Below are 17,836 nucleotides of genomic sequence, written 5' to 3'. Positions count from 1 at the left end.
GCTTAGATCTTGCACGCGCCGCCTGCGCAACCGTCGTCCTCTACTTCGCCATGCGAATCATCCGCTCCGTCGCGGGTGTTGTGGTAGTACAAGGTCTTCACACCGTATTTGTAGGCCAGCAGCAAGTCCCTGAGCAGTTGCTTCATCGGGACGCGACCACCCTCAAACCGCTGTGGGTCATAGTTGGTGTTTGCAGAGATCGACTGATCGACAAACTTCTGCATCACGCCAACCAACTTCAGGTAGTCGTCGTTGCCGGGCATTTGCCATAGCAATTCGTACTGATCCTTATATTTTTCAAATTCAGGCACTACCTGACGCAGGATGCCATCCTTGGATTGCTTGACGGACACCAAACCACGCGGGGGCTCAATACCGTTGGTGGCATTGGCGATCTGGCTGGAGGTTTCCGACGGCATCAGGGCGGTCAGGGTCGAGTTACGCAGACCATGCTTGACGATGTCAGCACGCAGGGCTTCCCAATCCAGGTGCAACGGCTCGTTGCAAATACCGTCCACGTCTTTCTTGTACGTGTCGGTAGGCAGCAAACCAGCGGCGTACGTGGTTTCGTCGAAGGCCTCGCAAGGACCGTATTCGCGCGACAACTGCACCGAAGCCTTCAACAGGTAGTACTGGATGGCTTCAAACGTGCGGTGGGTCAAACCCAAGGCAGCAGGATCGGAGTAGCGGGTGCCGTTCTTGGCCAGGTAGTACGCGTAGTTGATAACGCCAACGCCCAGGGAACGACGCTTGTTGGTTGCATTCAGCGCGGCCTTGACCGGGTAATCCTGGTAGTCCAGCAAGGCATCCAGAGCACGAACAATCAGTTCAGCCAGGCCGTCCAGCTCGTCCAGGGACTCCAGAGCCCCCAGGTTGAAAGCCGACAGAGTGCACAGTGCGATTTCACCTTCAGGATCGTTCAGATCGTTCAAGGGCTTGGTGGGCAGAGCGATTTCCATGCACAGATTAGACTGGCGCACAGGAGCGCGGTCAGCCTGGAATGGGCTATGCGTGTTGCAATGGTCCACGTTCTGAATGTAGATACGGCCGGTGCTGGCGCGCTCTTGCATCAGCAAAGAGAAAAGCTCCACGGCAGGCAGGCTGCGCTTGCGGATGGCGGGATCTTGCTCGTACATCTCGTACAGACGCTCGAACTCGTCCTGGTCGGCAAAGAAGGCTTCGTACAAACCGGGCACGTCATGCGGCGAGAACAGCGTGATGTGGCTGCCCTTGATCAGGCGCTGGTACAACAAACGGTTGATCTGAACGCCGTAGTCCAGGTGACGGATACGGTTTTCTTCCACACCACGGTTGTTCTTCAGGACCAGCAGTGTTTCCACTTCCAGGTGCCACATGGGGTAGAACAAGGTTGCCGCACCGCCGCGCACGCCGCCCTGCGAGCAGGACTTCACCGCAGCCTGGAACATCTTGAAGAAAGGCAGGCAGCCTGTGTGTTGTGCTTCACCACCCCGAATTTCGCTGCCTACAGCGCGAATACGTCCACCGTTGATACCGATACCGGCACGCTGTGACACGTAACGAACAATGGCGCTGGTCGTAGCATTGATGCTGTCCAGGCTGTCGTCACATTCGATCAGCACGCAAGAGCTGAATTGACGGGTGGGTGTGCGCACGCCAGCCATGATGGGCGTGGGCAAGGAAATCTTGAATTGCGATACGGCGTCGTAAAAGCGCTTGATAAAGCCCAGGCGAGTATCGGCCGGGTAACGGGCAAACAAGCACATGGCCACCAGCATGTACAGGAACTGGGGACTTTCGTAGATGCGCTTGGTCACGCGGTTTTGAATCAGATACTTGCCTTCCAACTGCTTGACGGCACCGTAAGAGAAGTTCATGTCACGCCAGTGATCCAGATGCGCATCCAGCTCATCGAACTCGGCGCGCGTGTAGTCTTGCAACAGATGCGGATCGTAGCGACCCTCCTTGGTTTGCAAGGTCACATGATCAAACAGGCTGGGAGGCTCAAACTGGCCAAAAGCGATTTTGCGCAGGTGGAAAATCGCCAGGCGGGCGGCCAGATATTGGTAGTCAGGCGTATCTTCAGAGATCAGATCCGCCGCCGACTTGATGATGGTTTCGTGAATATCGCTGGTGCGAATGCCGTTGTAGAACTGAATGTGAGAGCGCAGCTCTACTTGAGAGACGGACACATTACTCAGACCTTCAGCAGCCCAATCAACTACTCGGTGAATCTTGTCGAGGTTAATAGGTTCTGTACGGCCATCTCGCTTAGTGACCATTAACTGTTCGGTTGATTGCATGTCAGTCTCGGAAATCGGTGGTGATTGACGGGGGACGCGGCTTTTGCAGCCGCCAGCGTCAGTTGATGCACACCATATATAGTGTGATATTGCCGCCATTCTACTACATATAGCGGATTGAGCGAATAGCGGATTTGTCTTTGCAACGCAAATTCAGCGCAAAAAAAATGCAACCAATCTTTGCGCCATTAACAATTTTTATTGTGTTTGCAGTTCTTGAACGCAGCGCAGCAAAGCCTCGCCATAGGCTTCTCTTTTGCGTACACCTATGCCTGTAATCGGCTCCAGATCAGCCTCTGAGCTGGGGCAACGGATGGCAACTTCCCGCAAAGTGGCGTCATGGAAAATGACATAGGCCGGTACGCCGTGTTCGCGTGCGGTAGTGGCACGCCAGGCGCGCAAAGCCTCGAACCGTCGCTGTTGGTCGGGCTCCAGAGCAGGTCCGGCAGGCGCCTGACCTTTTACGCGATGGGCGGCTGGTCCACGTGTTACGGTTTCGCGCCGCAACATCAAGGTGCGCTCCCCTTTGAGCACTTCTCGGCTGGCCTCGGTCAGCAACAAGGTGCCGTACCCTTCCGGGTCGACCGCGACCAGACTATGCGCCAGCAACTGGCGCAGCACCCCGCGCCAAGCCTGATCGGTCAGTTCCTTGCCCACACCAAAGACGGTGAGCTTGTCATGCTCATGCTCTTTGACACGCTCGGTCAGCTTGCCCAACAAAATATCAATAAGATGGCCGGCGCCAAAGCGCTGGCCACGCTCGCGCCACAATCTATAAATAGTGGACAGCATTTTCTGCGCGGCCACAGTGCCATCCCAGGCTTCTGGAGCCTCCAGGCAAGTATCGCAGTTCCCACACGGTTCGATCTGCTGATCGAAATAGGCCAGCAAGCGCTGACGGCGGCAGGAAATGGTTTCGCACAGGCCCAGCATGGCATCGAGCGCATGGCCTTGCTGGCGCCGGTGTGCCGCATCGCCTTGCGACTGGTTAATCATGCGATGCAACTGCACCACGTCTTGCAGGCCATAGGCCAGCCAGGCGGTAGCGGCTTCACCATCGCGCCCTGCTCGCCCGGTTTCCTGGTAATACCCTTCTACCGATTTGGGCAGGTCAATGTGAGCCACAAAACGCACATCCGGTTTATTGACGCCCATGCCAAAAGCAATGGTCGCCACCATGACCACCCCTTCTTCTCGAAGAAAGCGAGCCTGGTTGATGGCGCGTTGCTGTGCATCCAGCCCTGCGTGGTAGGGCAAGGCATGAATACCGTTCTTGCACAGAAACTCGGCCGTGTCCTCCACGCGAGAGCGCGACAAACAATACACAATTCCCGCATCGCCCGAGTGCTCTTCCTGAATAAAACTCAAGAGCTGCTTGCGCACCTCGTTCTTTTCGATGATGCGATAGCAAATATTGGGGCGATCAAAACTGGCGACAAAATGCCGGGCCTCTTCCAGCTTCAGGCGCTGGGCAATTTCTACCCGCGTCAACTGAGTGGCAGTGGCCGTCAAGGCAACCCGTGGCACCCCTGGCCAGCGCTGAGCCAGCAAATCCAGGCCCAGATACTCCGGGCGGAAGTCGTGCCCCCATTGCGATACGCAGTGGGCTTCATCAATGGCAAACAAGGAGACCTGGCCGCGTGCCAGCAAATCCAGGCAGCGATCTGTCAGCAAACGCTCAGGGGCGACATAGAGCAAGTCCAGTTGTCCCGTCAGAAACTCGCGCTCGACCTCGCGGGCGGTCTGCCAATCCTGGGTGGAGTTCAGATAGGCGGCATTCACACCCAATTCATTGAGCGCATCCACCTGATCCTGCATCAAGGCAATCAGAGGGGACACGACCACGCCGGTGCCGGGTCGCACCAAAGCAGGAATCTGGTAACAGAGCGATTTTCCGCCGCCGGTGGGCATCAAGACCAGGGCATCACCGCCTTGGATCAGGGTCTCGATAATCTCGTGCTGAGAACCACGAAAACTGTCATAACCAAAAACTTCCTGAAGAACCTCAAGTGCTGACTGGGCCATGCCGCCTGCTTAAAAAATCGGAATAGAAAAACGCAGCGCGATGTTCGACTGGCGACTTTCCAGATGACGGCGAGCTTGCAAACCCACCCTAAGGTGGGGACTGTACCAGAACTGCTGCGTGACCCCAAGGTAGCGATTCTGCCCACCGGCCATTGCCTGCTGCACCTCGTACTGGGTCTTGACCTCGCCCCAGCGACGCAAAGGCACGGACAGCCCCACCACCTGTCGGCTGCTGGCCGCATCGATCTTCATGCCCTGATAGCGGCTTAGATCCAGGAAGTGATCCTGGTAGCGTTCGCCTTGCCATTGCAGGTGCAAATCATCCAACACATCCAGGCCGTAAGCTGCCTGATAGCGCCAGCCCTGCCCCACCGCATGGGAAGCCTTGGCCACACTGGCCTGCCACACCCCAAAATCAGGAGAACGGTAGGTAGCGCCCACCCCGGTCAGGCCAAAATCACGCGCGCTTTCCATCTGGGTATCAATACTGGTCCTGCTGGTGACGTCGGTGCTGACCATCAAGCTGCTTGCCGACGATCCGTACACCAGATCCCCATTGTCTTGCTTGCCGGTTATATCCAGCGCACCGACGGCCAGCGCATAGCGCCAAGGACCAGCCGGGCCTTGTTCAAACTGCTGGGTAATATTGATGCCGCCCAGCTCCACAGGCCGAGCCCAGTCTGGGGCCGTCACCGTGTCATTACCTAGGGTCAACTGCAAGCCATCTTCATTGACGTAGCGCCAATTGCGCTCGCCAAACTGCCAGACCTGATCGGGTGCGCTGCTCAACCAGCGCCCATTCCAGATCGGCGAGGACTGCTGACTATATTGAATGGAGCGAGCCAGACTGGCAGTAGTGGAACCGCTCAGGCTGAAATCAGAAAAAGAAAAATCAAGGGACGCGGCAGGGTTGAGCAAATCCTGGTCGCCCTGGCGATGCCATTGCGAAGCATCAAAAAACGGCTCTACCGGGGGAAGGTCCTGAGAGGGAATCGACTGGGCCTCATCCACACCATACACCTGCGTGGCAGACAGGTTCTCCAGCCCGACACGGTTTTGAGCAGTGGCCAATGGAACAGCGAACAGCATGGCAAGACCGACAATCAGCCCGCCTGCCAAGCCTCGCTGGCAAGCTTTGGTACGCATGGTTTATGTCACAAAAAGAGTTTAGCGCCGGGCATCCAACATCACTTCGCCGCTCGCATCCAAGGAGCGTTTGATGGCGGAGTATTTTTCCAGCACAGCAGACTTATAGACTACACCAATCAGGCGGCCCGAGCCGTCACCATTCAATACAGGCAAGCGCTCTCCAGCAAAGCTGACAAAGTGCTCCTGAGCCTCGTCCAGGCTCATATTCGGGTAGAGCGTCTTGACGAAATCCATACGCAAAATATCGCCCACCACACGCTCCTGGGCAGCGTTGTCGTCCAACAACATCCGGGTCAGGTCAGGCTGGGCAATCACACCTTGATAGATCTGCTCCTCGTCCACCACATAAAGATAGCGCACGGGATAATCCAGAAACATCTGCAAGGCATCACGCATTTGGGTGGTGGTGCTGACCACGGTATCGGCCGGACGCACCAACTCGGCCAAGGTGGTGTGACGCAATTTGTGACGTAGCAAGGCATCGCGTTCGCGCACCAGTGTGACTTCATACATGGCCACCTCGGCCACACCCCGCGAGACAAAATAGGCCATGACACAGGCCACGATCAGCGGCAACACCAACTGATAGCTCAATGTCATTTCAAACAGCATCAAAATGGCCATGAAGGGCGCACTGGTTGCCGCCCCCAAAAACGCCCCCATGCCCACCAGGGTGAACAGATACAAAGGCAAGTCCAGACCCGGCAAGATCAACACGCTCAACTGGCCAAATAAAGTACCAAAGGCGGCGCCCACAAAGATCGCAGGGGTGAACACACCACCGACAGCGCCCGAACCGACTGTCAGGCCCGTCGCCAGAACCTTGAGTGCCAGAATCAGCAGCACGCTGTACCAGGCCCAGTCGCTATGCAGCATGGAAGACACGACACTGAAGCCGTTACCTGCCACGCGCGGCATCACAATCAGCAAAAGCCCCAGCAACAGGCCCCCCAGCGCCAAACGCAATGACAGACCCAGGCCGGTACGCTTGAACAGGGTGCGAAACAGATTGAGCAACTTCAAGAAAGCGGGCGCAGCCAGACCAATCAGCACTCCCAGAACCAGAAAAGGCAGAATGTCCCAACCCGCAACCGCCTGCACATTGGTCATTTCATAAGGGGCGTGATAGCCGCCCAGCACACGCATGGTCAGATGGGCACTAACGGCTGCCATCAACAAGGGGCCAAAGCTGCTCATGGTCATGGTGCCCAGCACAATCTCGGCCACAAACACAGCGCCGGCAATAGGGGTGCCATAGGCGGCAGCCACCCCGGCTGCGGCACCACAAGCCACCAGCAAACGCAGACGAGCTTCACCAAACAGCGTGAAACGGCCAATCGCAGAAGCAGACAAGGAAGCCAGGTGTACCATCGCCCCTTCCCGCCCAATAGAGCCGCCCGAGGCCACCGTCATCAAAGAGGACAAGGATCGCAGCAAGCCCTGGCGAATGGACAAACGGCCATCACCAATAGCCACTGCTTCCATATAGTCTGAATTGCTGCCCGACGGCAGACGCCCCGCCAGCCACAACAAGATACCGGCACACAGACCGCCCAAGGTGGGAAACAAAAGGCGCATGTACCAAGGCAAGCTTTCCGTTACCGCGACGATGCCACCGTGCTGTCCTGTGACCACTTGCTGCACAAAGCGCATGCCCTGATGAAAGGCCAAGGTCGCCAAGGCCCCCAGGATACCGGCCAAGACCGCCCAGGCCAGCATGGCGGGCATGTCAGACAACCACTTGAAACCCTGCAGACGCTTGCGCATCGACAGCACGGAATGGGCAATCATAAAAAAGGTCAGCCTTTAAAGCTGGGCGGCAAAGGTGGGCGGGACAATCCAAACATACGCCAATACACCCACACGTTAAATATCAACACGATGGGCAAGGTAATCACAATCGCCGACAGAATCAGGCTCAAGGCGGGTACCCCGGCGGCGGCGTCCCAGATCGTCATCTCGTCCAGAATCAAATAGGGAAAGAAACTGAAAGCCAAACCCGCCATGACACAGACCATGACGAACAAAGTCAGCAAAAAGGGCAAGGCGGTAGTGCGATAGCTGCTGTTGATCATGCGCTGCAGGCTCATTTCAATCGACACAAAGCAGCTAAGGATCAAGGCCCACAAGAACAGGACCAAGCCCCAGTAAGGCCCATCGCTCCATTTAAGCAGCACACCGGCATTCACAAAGGCCAACACCACCGAAACGCCCACCGCACCGGCCGCAAACCAACGCACCGAGCGACGCCCCCAATTCACTGCACGGGCACGCAGTTCGCCTGCCTCGCGCATGATGAGCCAACTGGCGCCCAACAAGCAGTAAGCGGCAATAGCGCAAAAGCCCATGAAGATAGAGAACCAGATATAGCCCGCATCGCTTTGAAAACCTACCACGACTTGTGCCAACAAAACGCCATGGGAGAACGCCGTCAACCAGGAACCCAGGGCAAAGCCCATTTGCCAGCGAGACTGACGCTCTACCGGTGCACGCAGCCGGAACTCAAAGGAGACGGAGCGGACAAAGACACCCACGCCCAAGGCGCATAAAGGCGCATACAGTCCCCCCATCACTGCACCCCAGGCTTTAGGAAAGGCGCAGACAAACAAGCCCAAACCCAGAAACAACCAGAATTCGTTGGCATCGCGCCAAGGGCTAAGCAAGGACAGCATGCGCGGGCGCAGGGAATCCGGTGCCAGCAAGGACAGGCAGCCCACACCAATATCGAAGCCATCCAGAACCGTACCGGCCACAATAATCAAAAAGAACAGGGCCAAAAAGGCCAGCGGCATCCAGAACGCGGGATCATGGGCCCCCAAACCCAACGCATTTGCAAAAGAATCAATCATGCCCGACCCCGATGACGTGCGATCGGCACCACACCAAAACGAACGGCATGTCGTAATTTCTGGAAAAAACCAATCATGCACAAGACGTAGACCAGGCTATAAAACAGCAAACCCAGTCCCACAGTAAAAACAGGTTCGGTACTTTGCACTTGTACGGCCTGAATATCGTTACCTACCAGATAAGGCAGAAAGCCCAGCAAGACATACGCTGCGCCGCCCAACAACATGATCCAGCCCAGTACAGACGCGACCACCATACCCTGGCGCTCTCTATAAGAAAGCGAATGCGGATCCAGGCCATAACGACGGGTACGCAACCAGACCCACATCAAGAGAAAAAACATCAATGCGCCGGCCAGCACCGCCACACGAAAGGACCAGAAGGTCAAGGTAACGGGGGGCATGGCTTCAGAAAACTGATCCAGACCCATCAGGATGCCACTGTCATTGCGACCCAGCCAGCGACCACCGGCGTGTGACCAGCGCAACACACCCAGGACGCTGTCCTGCATGGCCGAGGGCGCAGCGACCAGAATCAGATCAGGTTGCGAGCCGCTTTCCCAATACGCTGCCGTAGCCGCTGCCTTGGCAGGCTGATGCTCGGCTGTCATGAAACCATTGCCCACCACCGCAAAAACCAGGGCCAGCCAAGCGGCGGCGCCTAAAAACAAGGCACTACGAAAAGCCAGGCGCTCCTGATCGGTAACCGGTTTTTGCATGGTCTGCGCACAAGTCACGCCCAAAATAAAAAAGGCGACCGTCAGTAAACTGCCTGCAAATAACAGACCGGCATACCACGGCAAGGCCGGTGTGCTGAGCACATCCAGCCACTCCAGCACCACGTAATGGCCTTCAATAACATCCACCCCCGTTGGCACCTGCATCCAGGCCACCATCGCCACCAGCCAAAATGCCGTCACGGTGACGCCCAGGGCCACCATCAGCACCACCAGGGTATGAACCAGATTGGAGAGCATACGCTGGGCAAACAGCATGACACCCAGAAAACAGGACTTGAAGATAAACAACGACAACATGGAGGCGGCCAGCATCGGGCCAATCACATCACCTACCTGCGCCATCAGCCCTGGCCAGACGCTGCCAAACTGAATCAGTACCGGCATGGACGCAGCAAAACTTAAAATGAACGCCAATGCGAACAAACGCACCCAAAAACGGTACGCGCCCATCCAGGCCGTTGCGTTGCTGCCGAAGGTTCTGACTTTGAAATACAGCAACACCCAGGCCAACCCCAGCTCCAGAGCCAGAAACAGCAGCATGAATCCCAGACTAAGGAAAAACTGGGCATGAGACAGGGAAAGGGCGGAGTGCGTCATAATGAGCGCTAGTGTAGGGTGAATTGGCCAGCAAACGCCACCATACTACCCCAAGTTTCCTCCTGATTTTTCAGAACACGTTCATGGGGTAAATACCCCTCTAAAACAAGAACGTGGCAAAATGGCCGATTCGTCTGTCGGCTTCTTTATTTCAAACGTGTATGACCTCTGACACCACTCCCGCTCCCGTATCTAATTTTCTGCGCACGATCATCGACCAGGACTTGAGCGCTGGCCGTTACGCACAAAAGACCTGGGCCGGTCAGCCGGGCCCGGCAAGCACCCAGGAAGGGGCGGCTGTTGATGCCGCGCGTATTCGTACGCGCTTTCCCCCCGAGCCCAATGGCTATCTGCACATCGGGCACGCCAAAAGTATCTGTTTGAACTTCGGGCTGGCCAGCGACTACCAAGGCGCCTGCCACCTTCGTTTTGACGACACCAATCCTGAAAAAGAAGAGCAGGAGTACGTGGACGCCATTATCGACATGGTGAAATGGCTGGGCTTTGACTGGACCTTCAAGAAAGAAGAAAACCTGTACTTTGCCAGCGACTACTTCGACTATATGTACCAGTTTGCCGAAGCACTGGTAAATGCGGGTCATGCCTACGTTGACGAACAGAACGCTGAACAAATGCGTATCAACCGTGGCACCCTGACCGAAAAAGGCGTGAACTCGCCCTGGCGCGACCGCCCTGCCGAAGAATCCATCAAGCTCTTGCGCGAAATGCGTGACGGCAAGCACCCCGATGGCAGTATGGCCTTGCGTGCCAAGGTTGACATGGGCTCGCCCAATATCAATATGCGCGACCCGGTCATGTACCGCATCCGCCACGCGGAGCACCATCGCACGGGCGACAAATGGTGCATCTACCCCATGTACAGTTGGGCACACCCCGTGGAAGATGCGTTGGAGCGCATCACCCATAGCCTGTGCACCCTGGAGTTTGAAGACCAGCGCCCCTTTTACAACTGGATTCTGGAGCGTCTGGTCGAGCTGGGTCAGTTATCCGACCCATTGCCCAAACAATACGAGTTTTCGCGTTTGAACCTGTCCTACGTGGTCACCAGCAAGCGCAAACTGCGTCAACTGGTTCAGGAAAACCGCGTATCAGGTTGGGACGATCCGCGCATGCCTACCTTGGCCGGTTTGCGTCGCCGTGGTTACAGCGCCGGCGCCATCCGTCTGTTTACTGACCGTCTGGGTGTGTCCAAAGCCGCCCAGCACGTGGACTACAGTTTGCTGGAACAAGCTTTGCGCGATGACCTGGATCCCGTGGCCGACCGTAGCGTTGCCATTCTGGATCCGATCGAACTAATCATCACCAACTACCCCGAAGGCCACAGCGAGCTGTGCCACGCACCGCGCAATCCGCACAATCCGCAGGCCGGTCAACGCGAGTTCCCTTTCTCCGGTCGCCTGTACATCGAGCGCGAGGACTTCAAGGAAGAGCCACCTAAAAAGTACTTCCGCCTGTTCCCCGGCAATACCGTGCGTCTGAAATATGGCTATGTCGTGCGCTGCACCGGCTGCGTGAAAGACGAGCAAGGCAATGTCACTCAGGTTCTGGCTGAATACCTGCCTGACACCAAGAGCGGCACGCCCGGTGCGGACTCGGTCAAGGTCAAAGGCAATATCACCTGGATCAGCGCCGAGCACGCGATTGCCGCCGAGATCCGTCTGTACGACCGTCTCTTTGCCCATCCCCAGCCCGACGCGGCCGACCAGGACTTCCTGGAGCACATCAACCCGAACTCGCTGCGCGTGATTCAGGGCTGGCTGGAACCCGGCACCAAGGCCACCCCCAATGCTCGCTGGCAGTTTGAGCGCCTGGGCTACTTTGTGGCTGACCGTGTGGATTCGACACCAGAAAAACCCGTTCTTAACCGTACAACGACTCTGAAAGACACCTGGGTCTAAGGCTATTGACGTGAACGATCAGACTCATGCCAAGGGGCCTCAAGCCCTGGATTTCAAAAGCGCCACCCTGTACGCCGTACGAGTGGTGCTGCGTTCGGCTGATACGGCCGAGCAATTAGCCGCACTGGCTCAACGCATGAAAGACGCTGGCTCCTTCTTTGAGGACGAACCCGTCGTCATCGATGCCAGCGCCATTGACGCGCCGGTGGACTGGACCGCACTGGTGGACGCGCTGCGTCAGCACAAACTGCATCCGGTCGGCATCATTGCCCACCCCGGTCATGCCGACAACGCCATCGACAGCGGTTTGCCACACGTTGAACTGTCCAACCCACCTGCCCGCCCTCAAGCCCAAGCAGCTCCGGACAAGTACGTGCCCGTGCTATCGCAAACGGCCCAGCAACAGGTACCCGCAACGCCCACCCCACCGCCGCCTGCTCAAGCCCCGGCTGCCCTTCTCATCAACCGTCAGTTGCGCTCCGGCCAGCGTATCTACGCGCGCCACACCGACCTGATTGTGATCGGGGCAGTCAGTCAGGGCGCAGAAGTAGTGGCCGATGGCAATATCCATGTTTACGGCCCACTGCGAGGCAAAGCCATGGCCGGTGCCCGTGGCGATACCAAGGCACGCATCTTCACGACCGAGCTGGACCCGGAACTGATCGCTATTGCCGGCGTGTATCGCATTATTGAAACGCGACTGGATGCGCAGTTACGCAACAAGCCAGCCGTGGTCACGCTGGAAGACGACACGCTCAGATTTGATCCCCTGAGCCCCTGACAGTACAAGGCGCCGGCATTTGCCGGCGCTTTTTATAGTGGCTTGCACTGAGAGCCCGCCTGAGAGCAAGCAAGTGCAAGTGCAACCGTGTAAGCTGACACGGAACAAAGCAATTGATATGTTTTGTTTCTAAGCAGTAGGTAAAGTGGCAGAACGGATGTCAAAATAAGGCCCGTTATGCTTTACGATTATGTGACTTGAAAAACAAAGGAATCCGATTGTCATGGCGCGTATAGTTGTAGTGACCTCCGGCAAGGGTGGTGTGGGCAAAACCACCACCAGTGCCAGTTTTGCATCTGGTCTTGCGATGCGCGGTCACAAGACCGTGGTCATCGACTTTGACGTCGGTTTGCGCAACCTGGATCTGATCATGGGTTGCGAGCGACGCGTAGTGTATGACTTCGTCAACGTGATCCAGGGCGAAGCCACATTGAACCAGGCCCTGATCCGTGACAAACAGCTGGAAAATCTGTTCATCCTGCCCGCTTCCCAGACGCGTGACAAAGACGCCCTGACCCGCGAAGGCGTGGAGAAAGTACTGGAAGAGCTCAAGGGCATGGGTTTTGAATACATTGTGTGCGATTCGCCCGCAGGTATCGAAACCGGCGCCTTGATGGCCTCCTACTTCGCAGACGATGCACTGGTTGTGACCAACCCCGAGGTGTCCTCGGTTCGTGACTCGGACCGCATCCTGGGCATTTTGGCCGCCAAATCGCGCCGTGGTGAACAAGGCAAAGAGCCCATCAAAGAATATTTGCTGCTGACCCGTTACAGCCCCAAGCGCGTATCGGACGGCGAGATGCTGTCCTTGCAGGACGTGGAAGATATCTTGCGCATCAAACTGATTGGGGTCACTCCCGAGTCGGAAACCGTGCTGCAAGCATCCAACCAAGGAGTACCCGTTATCCATCTCAAAGAAAGTGATGTGTCCCAGGCCTATCAGGACATCGTAGATCGTTACCTGGGTGGTGAAAAACCGTTGCGTTTTGTGGATTACGAAAAACCAGGGCTATTCAAGCGCCTGTTCGGAGGAAAGTAATATGTCTTTCCTGTCCTTCCTGCTCGGTCACAAGAAAACCTCGGCAACGGTCGCCAAAGACCGTCTGCAACTGATCCTCATTAACGAACGTGGTCAAGGTGGGGTTGCCCCGGACTACTTGCCCCGCTTGCAAAAAGAGCTGGTCGAGGTCATCTCGCGCTACGTGAAGATTAATCCCGATGACATCAAGGTAAACCTTGATCGCCAGGACTCGCTGGAAGTGCTGGAAGTCAAAATCGAAATGCCGCAAATTGATGCCAGTGCGCTGGAAAACAAGTAAAGCGCCACTGGCAATCAAACGCTTGCTGCTTGAAATGGCCATCCCATGCGGATGGCCATTTTCTTGGCAGCTCCCTATACCAAAAGCAAGGCGAAAAACACCTGTGACGACTGGCGCAATGCGGCTAGGTGGCTAATAGATAAGGTACAATTTCGCCTTGGTAATCGGCCAGTTCCGATTTTTCTTCGCGCCAGAGATGGCAAGCCATGCCATCCAATGCCCCCAGAGGCCTGGCTTATTGACCCATGCGGAGGGAATCATGACCGAGCTCGGTCAGATGGCACGTCTTGTGCCCGCTCACCCCCAGCTTCCTGTTAGCGCCTATTTTGACCATGCTCTGTTCGAGCGCGAACAAGAGCGTATTTTTCAGCAGTCCGCCTTATACGTCGGTAATGAAAAACTCGTTCCCGAACCCGGCGACTGGCGCACCTTGATTCAGGAAAATGCCGCCCGTACGCTGATACGGAGCCACCACGGCGTAGAACTACTCTCTAACGTCTGCAGACACCGTCAGGCCCTGATGCTAGGTGGCATGCCCGGCCAACCTAATCAGGCCAGCCATGGCTCCCTGAGCAGCACTGGAGGCAACATTGTCTGCCCCTTGCACAACTGGACTTATAGCGCTCAAGGCAACTTGCTGGCGGCACCTCGCTTCAAAGACAAACCCTGTCTGAACCTGGAGCGCTACCCCTTGCAGGACTGCCATGGCTTGCTGTTTGAAGGCCCACGCGATCCAGCCAAGGATATGGCCGCCTTATTCAGCCGCCCCGAGTTCGACTTTCAGGACTATGTGCTCGATCACGTCGAAATCCACCAGTGCAACTACAACTGGAAGACCTTCATCGAGGTCTATCTGGAGGACTATCACGTCGCCCCCTTCCACCCCGGCCTGGGTCAGTTCGTGACCTGCGACGATCTGGAGTGGGAGTTCAGCGACTGGTACAGCCTGCAACGAGTCGGTGTGCATCAGGCTCTGGCTAAGCCGGGCTCACCCACCTATCGCCAATGGCATGACAATCTGCTGGCCTACCGTCAGGGCGAAGCACCGGACTTCGGTGCAGTCTGGGTAACCTATTTCCCCACCCACATGATCGAGATCTACCCGCACGTACTGGTGCTCTCCACGCTGTACCCCAAGGGGCCGCAGGAAACCATAAATGTGGTGGAGTTTTACTACCCGGAAGACATCGTGGCCTTCGAGCGGGATTTTGTAGAAGCACAACGCGCCGCCTATATGGAGACCGCAGTAGAAGATGACGAGATTGCCGAGCGCATGGATGCTGGCCGCCGCGCCTTGATGGAACGCGGGGTATCAGAAGTTGGCCCTTACCAGTCACCACTAGAAGATGGCATGAAGCACTTTCACGAGTGGTATCGCTCCATGATGGATGAGGATGCGTACCGATAGATCCGGACATGCCTGTCAGAAATCGCGCACAGGCACAGCAGCAAACGCCTGTTGGACGCATCATGAAAAAAGCCTCAAGGTCGGGATCCATTCCCAATGCCTTGAGGCTTTTTGCTTCGGCGAGCGTGTCAGCTCAACCAAACAATCTTCAATTTAACGGTTCTTGCCGACCTGGTCGCCAATCACACCACCAATCGCTGCGCCGCCCACAGTGCCCAGTACGCCGCCGCCAGTAATCACCGCCCCGGCCACGCCACCCACACCAGCGCCTGTAACGGCCCCCTTCTGACGCTTGCTCATACTATCCCAGGAAGAGCAGCCCGCCATCACGACGGCTAGAACCGTGGCCATACCTACTTTAGTGATAGTCGTCATTTTCATCCGTAAACCTCCGTGAAGTCTCCGTGCTTAACACGGCGTTAAAGTCTATCTTCACCCTATGGAGCAGATTAGTCCAGACCCGATTGTTAGGTAACGCAACAGATGTAATTCAGCTTTTGTTCAGTTTATTTAATCAAGGCCAGAACCTGCTTGAATGCGGGGTTAGCTGGCGTTTCCAGCCATTCAAACATGGCCATTTCGGCGCTAACGCGCTCCAGTCCGTGCATCGCCCAGCGATCCCAGGCGGCCTGGCGGGACTGGGGATGACGCGAGCCGACGCAATCGCCGACCAGTACCGGCTCATAACCACGCTCCATCAAACCCAGGCCAGTTTGTAACACACACACATGAGACTCTGTACCCAGTAACAAAACGCGCGTGCGTCCTACAGGCAAGGCTGGCAAAAAATCGGTTTCACGCGTGGCATCGAAATGGGTTTTATGCAGCACTTTGTCTATGTGGGGCAACAAGGCTGGATCAGTCGGGCCGATTTTCCCGGCCCAGTGCTCGGTTGCCAGAACCGGCACCCCTAAAAGGCGGGCCGCCTGTGCCAGCTTCCCGGCCCGTTCGACCAAGGCTTGGTGGTCTGCGATAGCGGGCAAGAGCCCGGTTTGCATATCAACAATCAAGACGAAAGACTGGTGGGCATTGAGCACAGGCATGGCACTTTCCTTATTTCAGGGACTTGTAGCGGATACGACGGGGTTTGGCAGCATCTTCGCCCAGACGTTTTTTCTTGTCTGCTTCGTATTCCTGATAGTTGCCATCAAAGAATACGACCTGCGAATCACCCTCGAAAGCCAGAATGTGGGTGGCGATACGGTCCAGGAACCAGCGATCGTGACTGATCACCATGACCGAGCCGGCAAACTCCAACAAGGCGTCTTCCAGGGCACGCAAGGTTTCCACGTCCAGATCGTTGGACGGTTCGTCCAGCAGCAAGACGTTGCCACCAGCAATCAGTGTCTTGGCCAGGTGCAAACGACCACGCTCCCCGCCGGACAGATTGCCCACGATCTTGTTCTGATCCGCGCCCTTGAAGTTGAAGCGGCCCAGATAAGCACGTGATGGCATTTCAAAGCGGCCCACCGTCAGCAGGTCAGCACCATCGGCAATCGCATCAAACACGGTTTTTTCATTGGCCAAGGCATCACGCGACTGATCCACATACGCCAGCTTGACGGTCTGGCCCAGTTTGACCGTACCGGAATCAGGCTGCTCTTTACCGGCCAGCATGCGGAACAAGGTGGACTTACCGGCACCGTTAGGACCAATAATCCCGACGATGGCACCCGCTGGCACCTTGAAGCTCAGATTGTCGATCAGCAAACGATCGCCATAGCCCTTGCTGACATTTTCAAACTCAATCACCTCGTTACCCAGACGCTCGGCCACCGGAATAAAGATTTCCTGGGTTTCGTTGCGCTTCTGGTATTCATGCGAGGACAGTTCCTCAAAGCGGGCCAGACGGGCCTTGGCTTTAGCCTGACGTCCCTTGGGATTCTGGCGTACCCATTCCAACTCTTTCTTGATAGTGCGCTGGCGTGCGCTTTCCGAAGCCTCTTCCTGCTTCAGACGATCATCTTTTTGCTCCAGCCAGGAGCTGTAGTTGCCCTTCCAAGGAATACCGTGGCCACGGTCCAGTTCCAAAATCCACTCGGCAGCATTGTCCAGGAAGTAACGATCATGGGTTACTGCTACAACCGTGCCGGGGAACTGGCGCAGGAACACTTCCAGCCAGTCCACACTTTCAGCATCCAGGTGGTTGGTGGGCTCGTCCAGCAGCAACATATCGGGCTTGGACAGCAGCAACTGGCACAAGGCCACGCGGCGTTTCTCGCCACCGGACAGATTGGCAATGGACGCATCCCAAGGTGGCAGACGCAGCGCATCGGCCGCGATTTCCATCTGGGTTTCGATGTCGTCAGCACCGCTGGTCGCGGCGGCGGCAATAATGGATTCCAGCTCGGCCTGCTCTGCCGCCAAAGCGTCAAAGTCCGCATCGGGCTCGGCGTATTCGGCGTAGACCTGTTCCAGACGCTGGCGCGCCTCGAACACCTGGCCCAAACCGGCCTGCACAGCTTCGCGCACGCTGTGTTCGGGGTTCAGTTGAGGTTCTTGTGGCAGGTAACCGATCTTGATCCCCGCCATGGGGACGGCTTCGCCCTCGATTTCGGTATCTACCCCGGCCATGATCTTGAGCAAGGTGGACTTACCCGAGCCGTTCAGGCCCAGCACACCAATCTTGGCACCTGGAAAAAAGGACAAGGAGATATTGCGCAGAATCTGCCGCTTGGGCGGCACAATTTTGCCCACGCGGTTCATCGAATAAACGTATTGAGCCATATAAACCTAAAAAGGAAAAACAGGTCGTGTTCGGAAAACT

The 17,836-nt window shown here is 56.5% G+C and carries 14 protein-coding genes; 5 read left to right on the top strand and 9 right to left on the bottom strand.

The window, feature by feature from the left end:
- Positions 1 to 2: 2 nt before the first annotated feature.
- The 6 genes from nrdA to LNA76_RS10765 form a co-directional block, all read right to left on the bottom strand.
- Positions 3 to 2,282, bottom strand: coding sequence for a class 1a ribonucleoside-diphosphate reductase subunit alpha (nrdA, locus tag LNA76_RS10790; protein ID WP_094195742.1), 2,280 nt, complete (start codon positions 2,280 to 2,282; stop codon positions 3 to 5).
- 198 nt (positions 2,283 to 2,480) lie between these two features.
- Positions 2,481 to 4,307 (bottom strand): DNA helicase RecQ, encoded by a 1,827-nt coding sequence (gene recQ / locus LNA76_RS10785; protein ID WP_094195741.1) that lies wholly within the window; start codon positions 4,305 to 4,307, stop codon positions 2,481 to 2,483.
- A gap of 9 nt (positions 4,308 to 4,316) precedes the next feature.
- On the bottom strand, positions 4,317 to 5,453 hold the full coding sequence (locus LNA76_RS10780) for a hypothetical protein (RefSeq protein ID WP_230019062.1): 1,137 nt from the start codon (positions 5,451 to 5,453) through the stop codon (positions 4,317 to 4,319).
- A gap of 21 nt (positions 5,454 to 5,474) precedes the next feature.
- A complete protein-coding gene (locus LNA76_RS10775; protein WP_230019061.1) occupies positions 5,475 to 7,247 on the bottom strand; it encodes a ClcB-like voltage-gated chloride channel protein in 1,773 nt (590 codons plus the stop codon).
- 8 nt (positions 7,248 to 7,255) lie between these two features.
- Positions 7,256 to 8,305, bottom strand: a complete 1,050-nt coding sequence (locus LNA76_RS10770) for a cytochrome d ubiquinol oxidase subunit II (RefSeq protein WP_094195738.1) — start codon at positions 8,303 to 8,305, stop codon at positions 7,256 to 7,258.
- Positions 8,302 to 9,642 carry a cytochrome ubiquinol oxidase subunit I gene (locus tag LNA76_RS10765; protein ID WP_094195737.1) on the bottom strand — a complete coding sequence of 447 codons (1,341 nt, stop codon included), beginning with the start codon at positions 9,640 to 9,642 and terminating at the stop codon, positions 8,302 to 8,304. The genes LNA76_RS10770 and LNA76_RS10765 overlap by 4 nt, the downstream gene beginning before the upstream one ends.
- Positions 9,643 to 9,803: 161 nt before the next feature.
- Between LNA76_RS10765 and LNA76_RS10760 the strand changes: the two genes are divergently transcribed.
- The 5 genes from LNA76_RS10760 (at position 9,804) to LNA76_RS10740 (ending at position 15,069) form a co-directional block, all read left to right on the top strand.
- Complete coding sequence (locus LNA76_RS10760; RefSeq protein WP_230019060.1) at positions 9,804 to 11,561, top strand: glutamine--tRNA ligase/YqeY domain fusion protein; 1,758 nt, start codon at positions 9,804 to 9,806, stop codon at positions 11,559 to 11,561.
- A 10-nt stretch (positions 11,562 to 11,571) separates the two neighbouring features.
- Complete coding sequence (gene minC, locus LNA76_RS10755) at positions 11,572 to 12,342, top strand: septum site-determining protein MinC (protein ID WP_230019059.1); 771 nt, start codon at positions 11,572 to 11,574, stop codon at positions 12,340 to 12,342.
- Positions 12,343 to 12,565: 223 nt separating this feature from the next.
- Positions 12,566 to 13,381 (top strand): septum site-determining protein MinD, encoded by an 816-nt coding sequence (gene minD, locus LNA76_RS10750; RefSeq protein WP_094195734.1) that lies wholly within the window; start codon positions 12,566 to 12,568, stop codon positions 13,379 to 13,381.
- 1 nt (position 13,382) lies between these two features.
- Positions 13,383 to 13,661: a cell division topological specificity factor MinE gene (gene minE / locus LNA76_RS10745; protein WP_042483380.1), complete on the top strand. Its 279-nt coding sequence runs from the start codon at positions 13,383 to 13,385 to the stop codon at positions 13,659 to 13,661.
- 259 nt (positions 13,662 to 13,920) lie between these two features.
- Entirely contained in the window at positions 13,921 to 15,069 is a 1,149-nt protein-coding gene (locus LNA76_RS10740) for an aromatic ring-hydroxylating oxygenase subunit alpha (protein WP_230019058.1), read from the top strand.
- A gap of 153 nt (positions 15,070 to 15,222) precedes the next feature.
- On the opposite strand, the gene LNA76_RS10735 is transcribed toward LNA76_RS10740, so the two are convergent.
- From LNA76_RS10735 to ettA, 3 genes are all read right to left on the bottom strand, one after another.
- Positions 15,223 to 15,450 carry a glycine zipper 2TM domain-containing protein gene (locus LNA76_RS10735; RefSeq protein ID WP_094195732.1) on the bottom strand — a complete coding sequence of 76 codons (228 nt, stop codon included), beginning with the start codon at positions 15,448 to 15,450 and terminating at the stop codon, positions 15,223 to 15,225.
- Positions 15,451 to 15,575: 125 nt separating this feature from the next.
- On the bottom strand, positions 15,576 to 16,112 hold the full coding sequence (locus LNA76_RS10730) for an isochorismatase family protein (RefSeq protein ID WP_108728041.1): 537 nt from the start codon (positions 16,110 to 16,112) through the stop codon (positions 15,576 to 15,578).
- A 10-nt stretch (positions 16,113 to 16,122) separates the two neighbouring features.
- On the bottom strand, positions 16,123 to 17,796 hold the full coding sequence (ettA, locus tag LNA76_RS10725) for an energy-dependent translational throttle protein EttA (protein ID WP_009455087.1): 1,674 nt from the start codon (positions 17,794 to 17,796) through the stop codon (positions 16,123 to 16,125).
- Positions 17,797 to 17,836 lie beyond the last annotated feature (40 nt).

Source organism: Alcaligenes sp. MMA, from assembly GCF_020907215.1.
Taxonomy (GTDB): domain Bacteria; phylum Pseudomonadota; class Gammaproteobacteria; order Burkholderiales; family Burkholderiaceae_B; genus Alcaligenes; species Alcaligenes aquatilis.
Note: the sequence above shows the minus strand (reverse complement) of the source record. Positions and strands in the feature narration are given on the sequence as shown.

Bases quoted from the DNA above. Each gene is read 5' to 3' on its own strand.
- LNA76_RS10740 (WP_230019058.1), top strand. From the start codon at position 13,921: ATGACCGAGCTCGGTCAGATGGCACGTCTTGTGCCCGCTCACCCCCAG.
- LNA76_RS10765 (WP_094195737.1), bottom strand. From the start codon at position 9,642: ATGACGCACTCCGCCCTTTCCCTGTCTCATGCCCAGTTTTTCCTTAGT.
- LNA76_RS10780 (WP_230019062.1), bottom strand. From the start codon at position 5,453: ATGCGTACCAAAGCTTGCCAGCGAGGCTTGGCAGGCGGGCTGATTGTC.
- minD (WP_094195734.1), top strand. From the start codon at position 12,566: ATGGCGCGTATAGTTGTAGTGACCTCCGGCAAGGGTGGTGTGGGCAAA.
- LNA76_RS10770 (WP_094195738.1), bottom strand. From the start codon at position 8,305: ATGATTGATTCTTTTGCAAATGCGTTGGGTTTGGGGGCCCATGATCCC.
- ettA (WP_009455087.1), bottom strand. From the start codon at position 17,796: ATGGCTCAATACGTTTATTCGATGAACCGCGTGGGCAAAATTGTGCCG.
- recQ (WP_094195741.1), bottom strand. From the start codon at position 4,307: ATGGCCCAGTCAGCACTTGAGGTTCTTCAGGAAGTTTTTGGTTATGAC.
- LNA76_RS10775 (WP_230019061.1), bottom strand. From the start codon at position 7,247: ATGATTGCCCATTCCGTGCTGTCGATGCGCAAGCGTCTGCAGGGTTTC.
- LNA76_RS10730 (WP_108728041.1), bottom strand. From the start codon at position 16,112: ATGCCTGTGCTCAATGCCCACCAGTCTTTCGTCTTGATTGTTGATATG.
- minE (WP_042483380.1), top strand. From the start codon at position 13,383: ATGTCTTTCCTGTCCTTCCTGCTCGGTCACAAGAAAACCTCGGCAACG.
- LNA76_RS10760 (WP_230019060.1), top strand. From the start codon at position 9,804: ATGACCTCTGACACCACTCCCGCTCCCGTATCTAATTTTCTGCGCACG.
- nrdA (WP_094195742.1), bottom strand. From the start codon at position 2,282: ATGCAATCAACCGAACAGTTAATGGTCACTAAGCGAGATGGCCGTACA.
- LNA76_RS10735 (WP_094195732.1), bottom strand. From the start codon at position 15,450: ATGAAAATGACGACTATCACTAAAGTAGGTATGGCCACGGTTCTAGCC.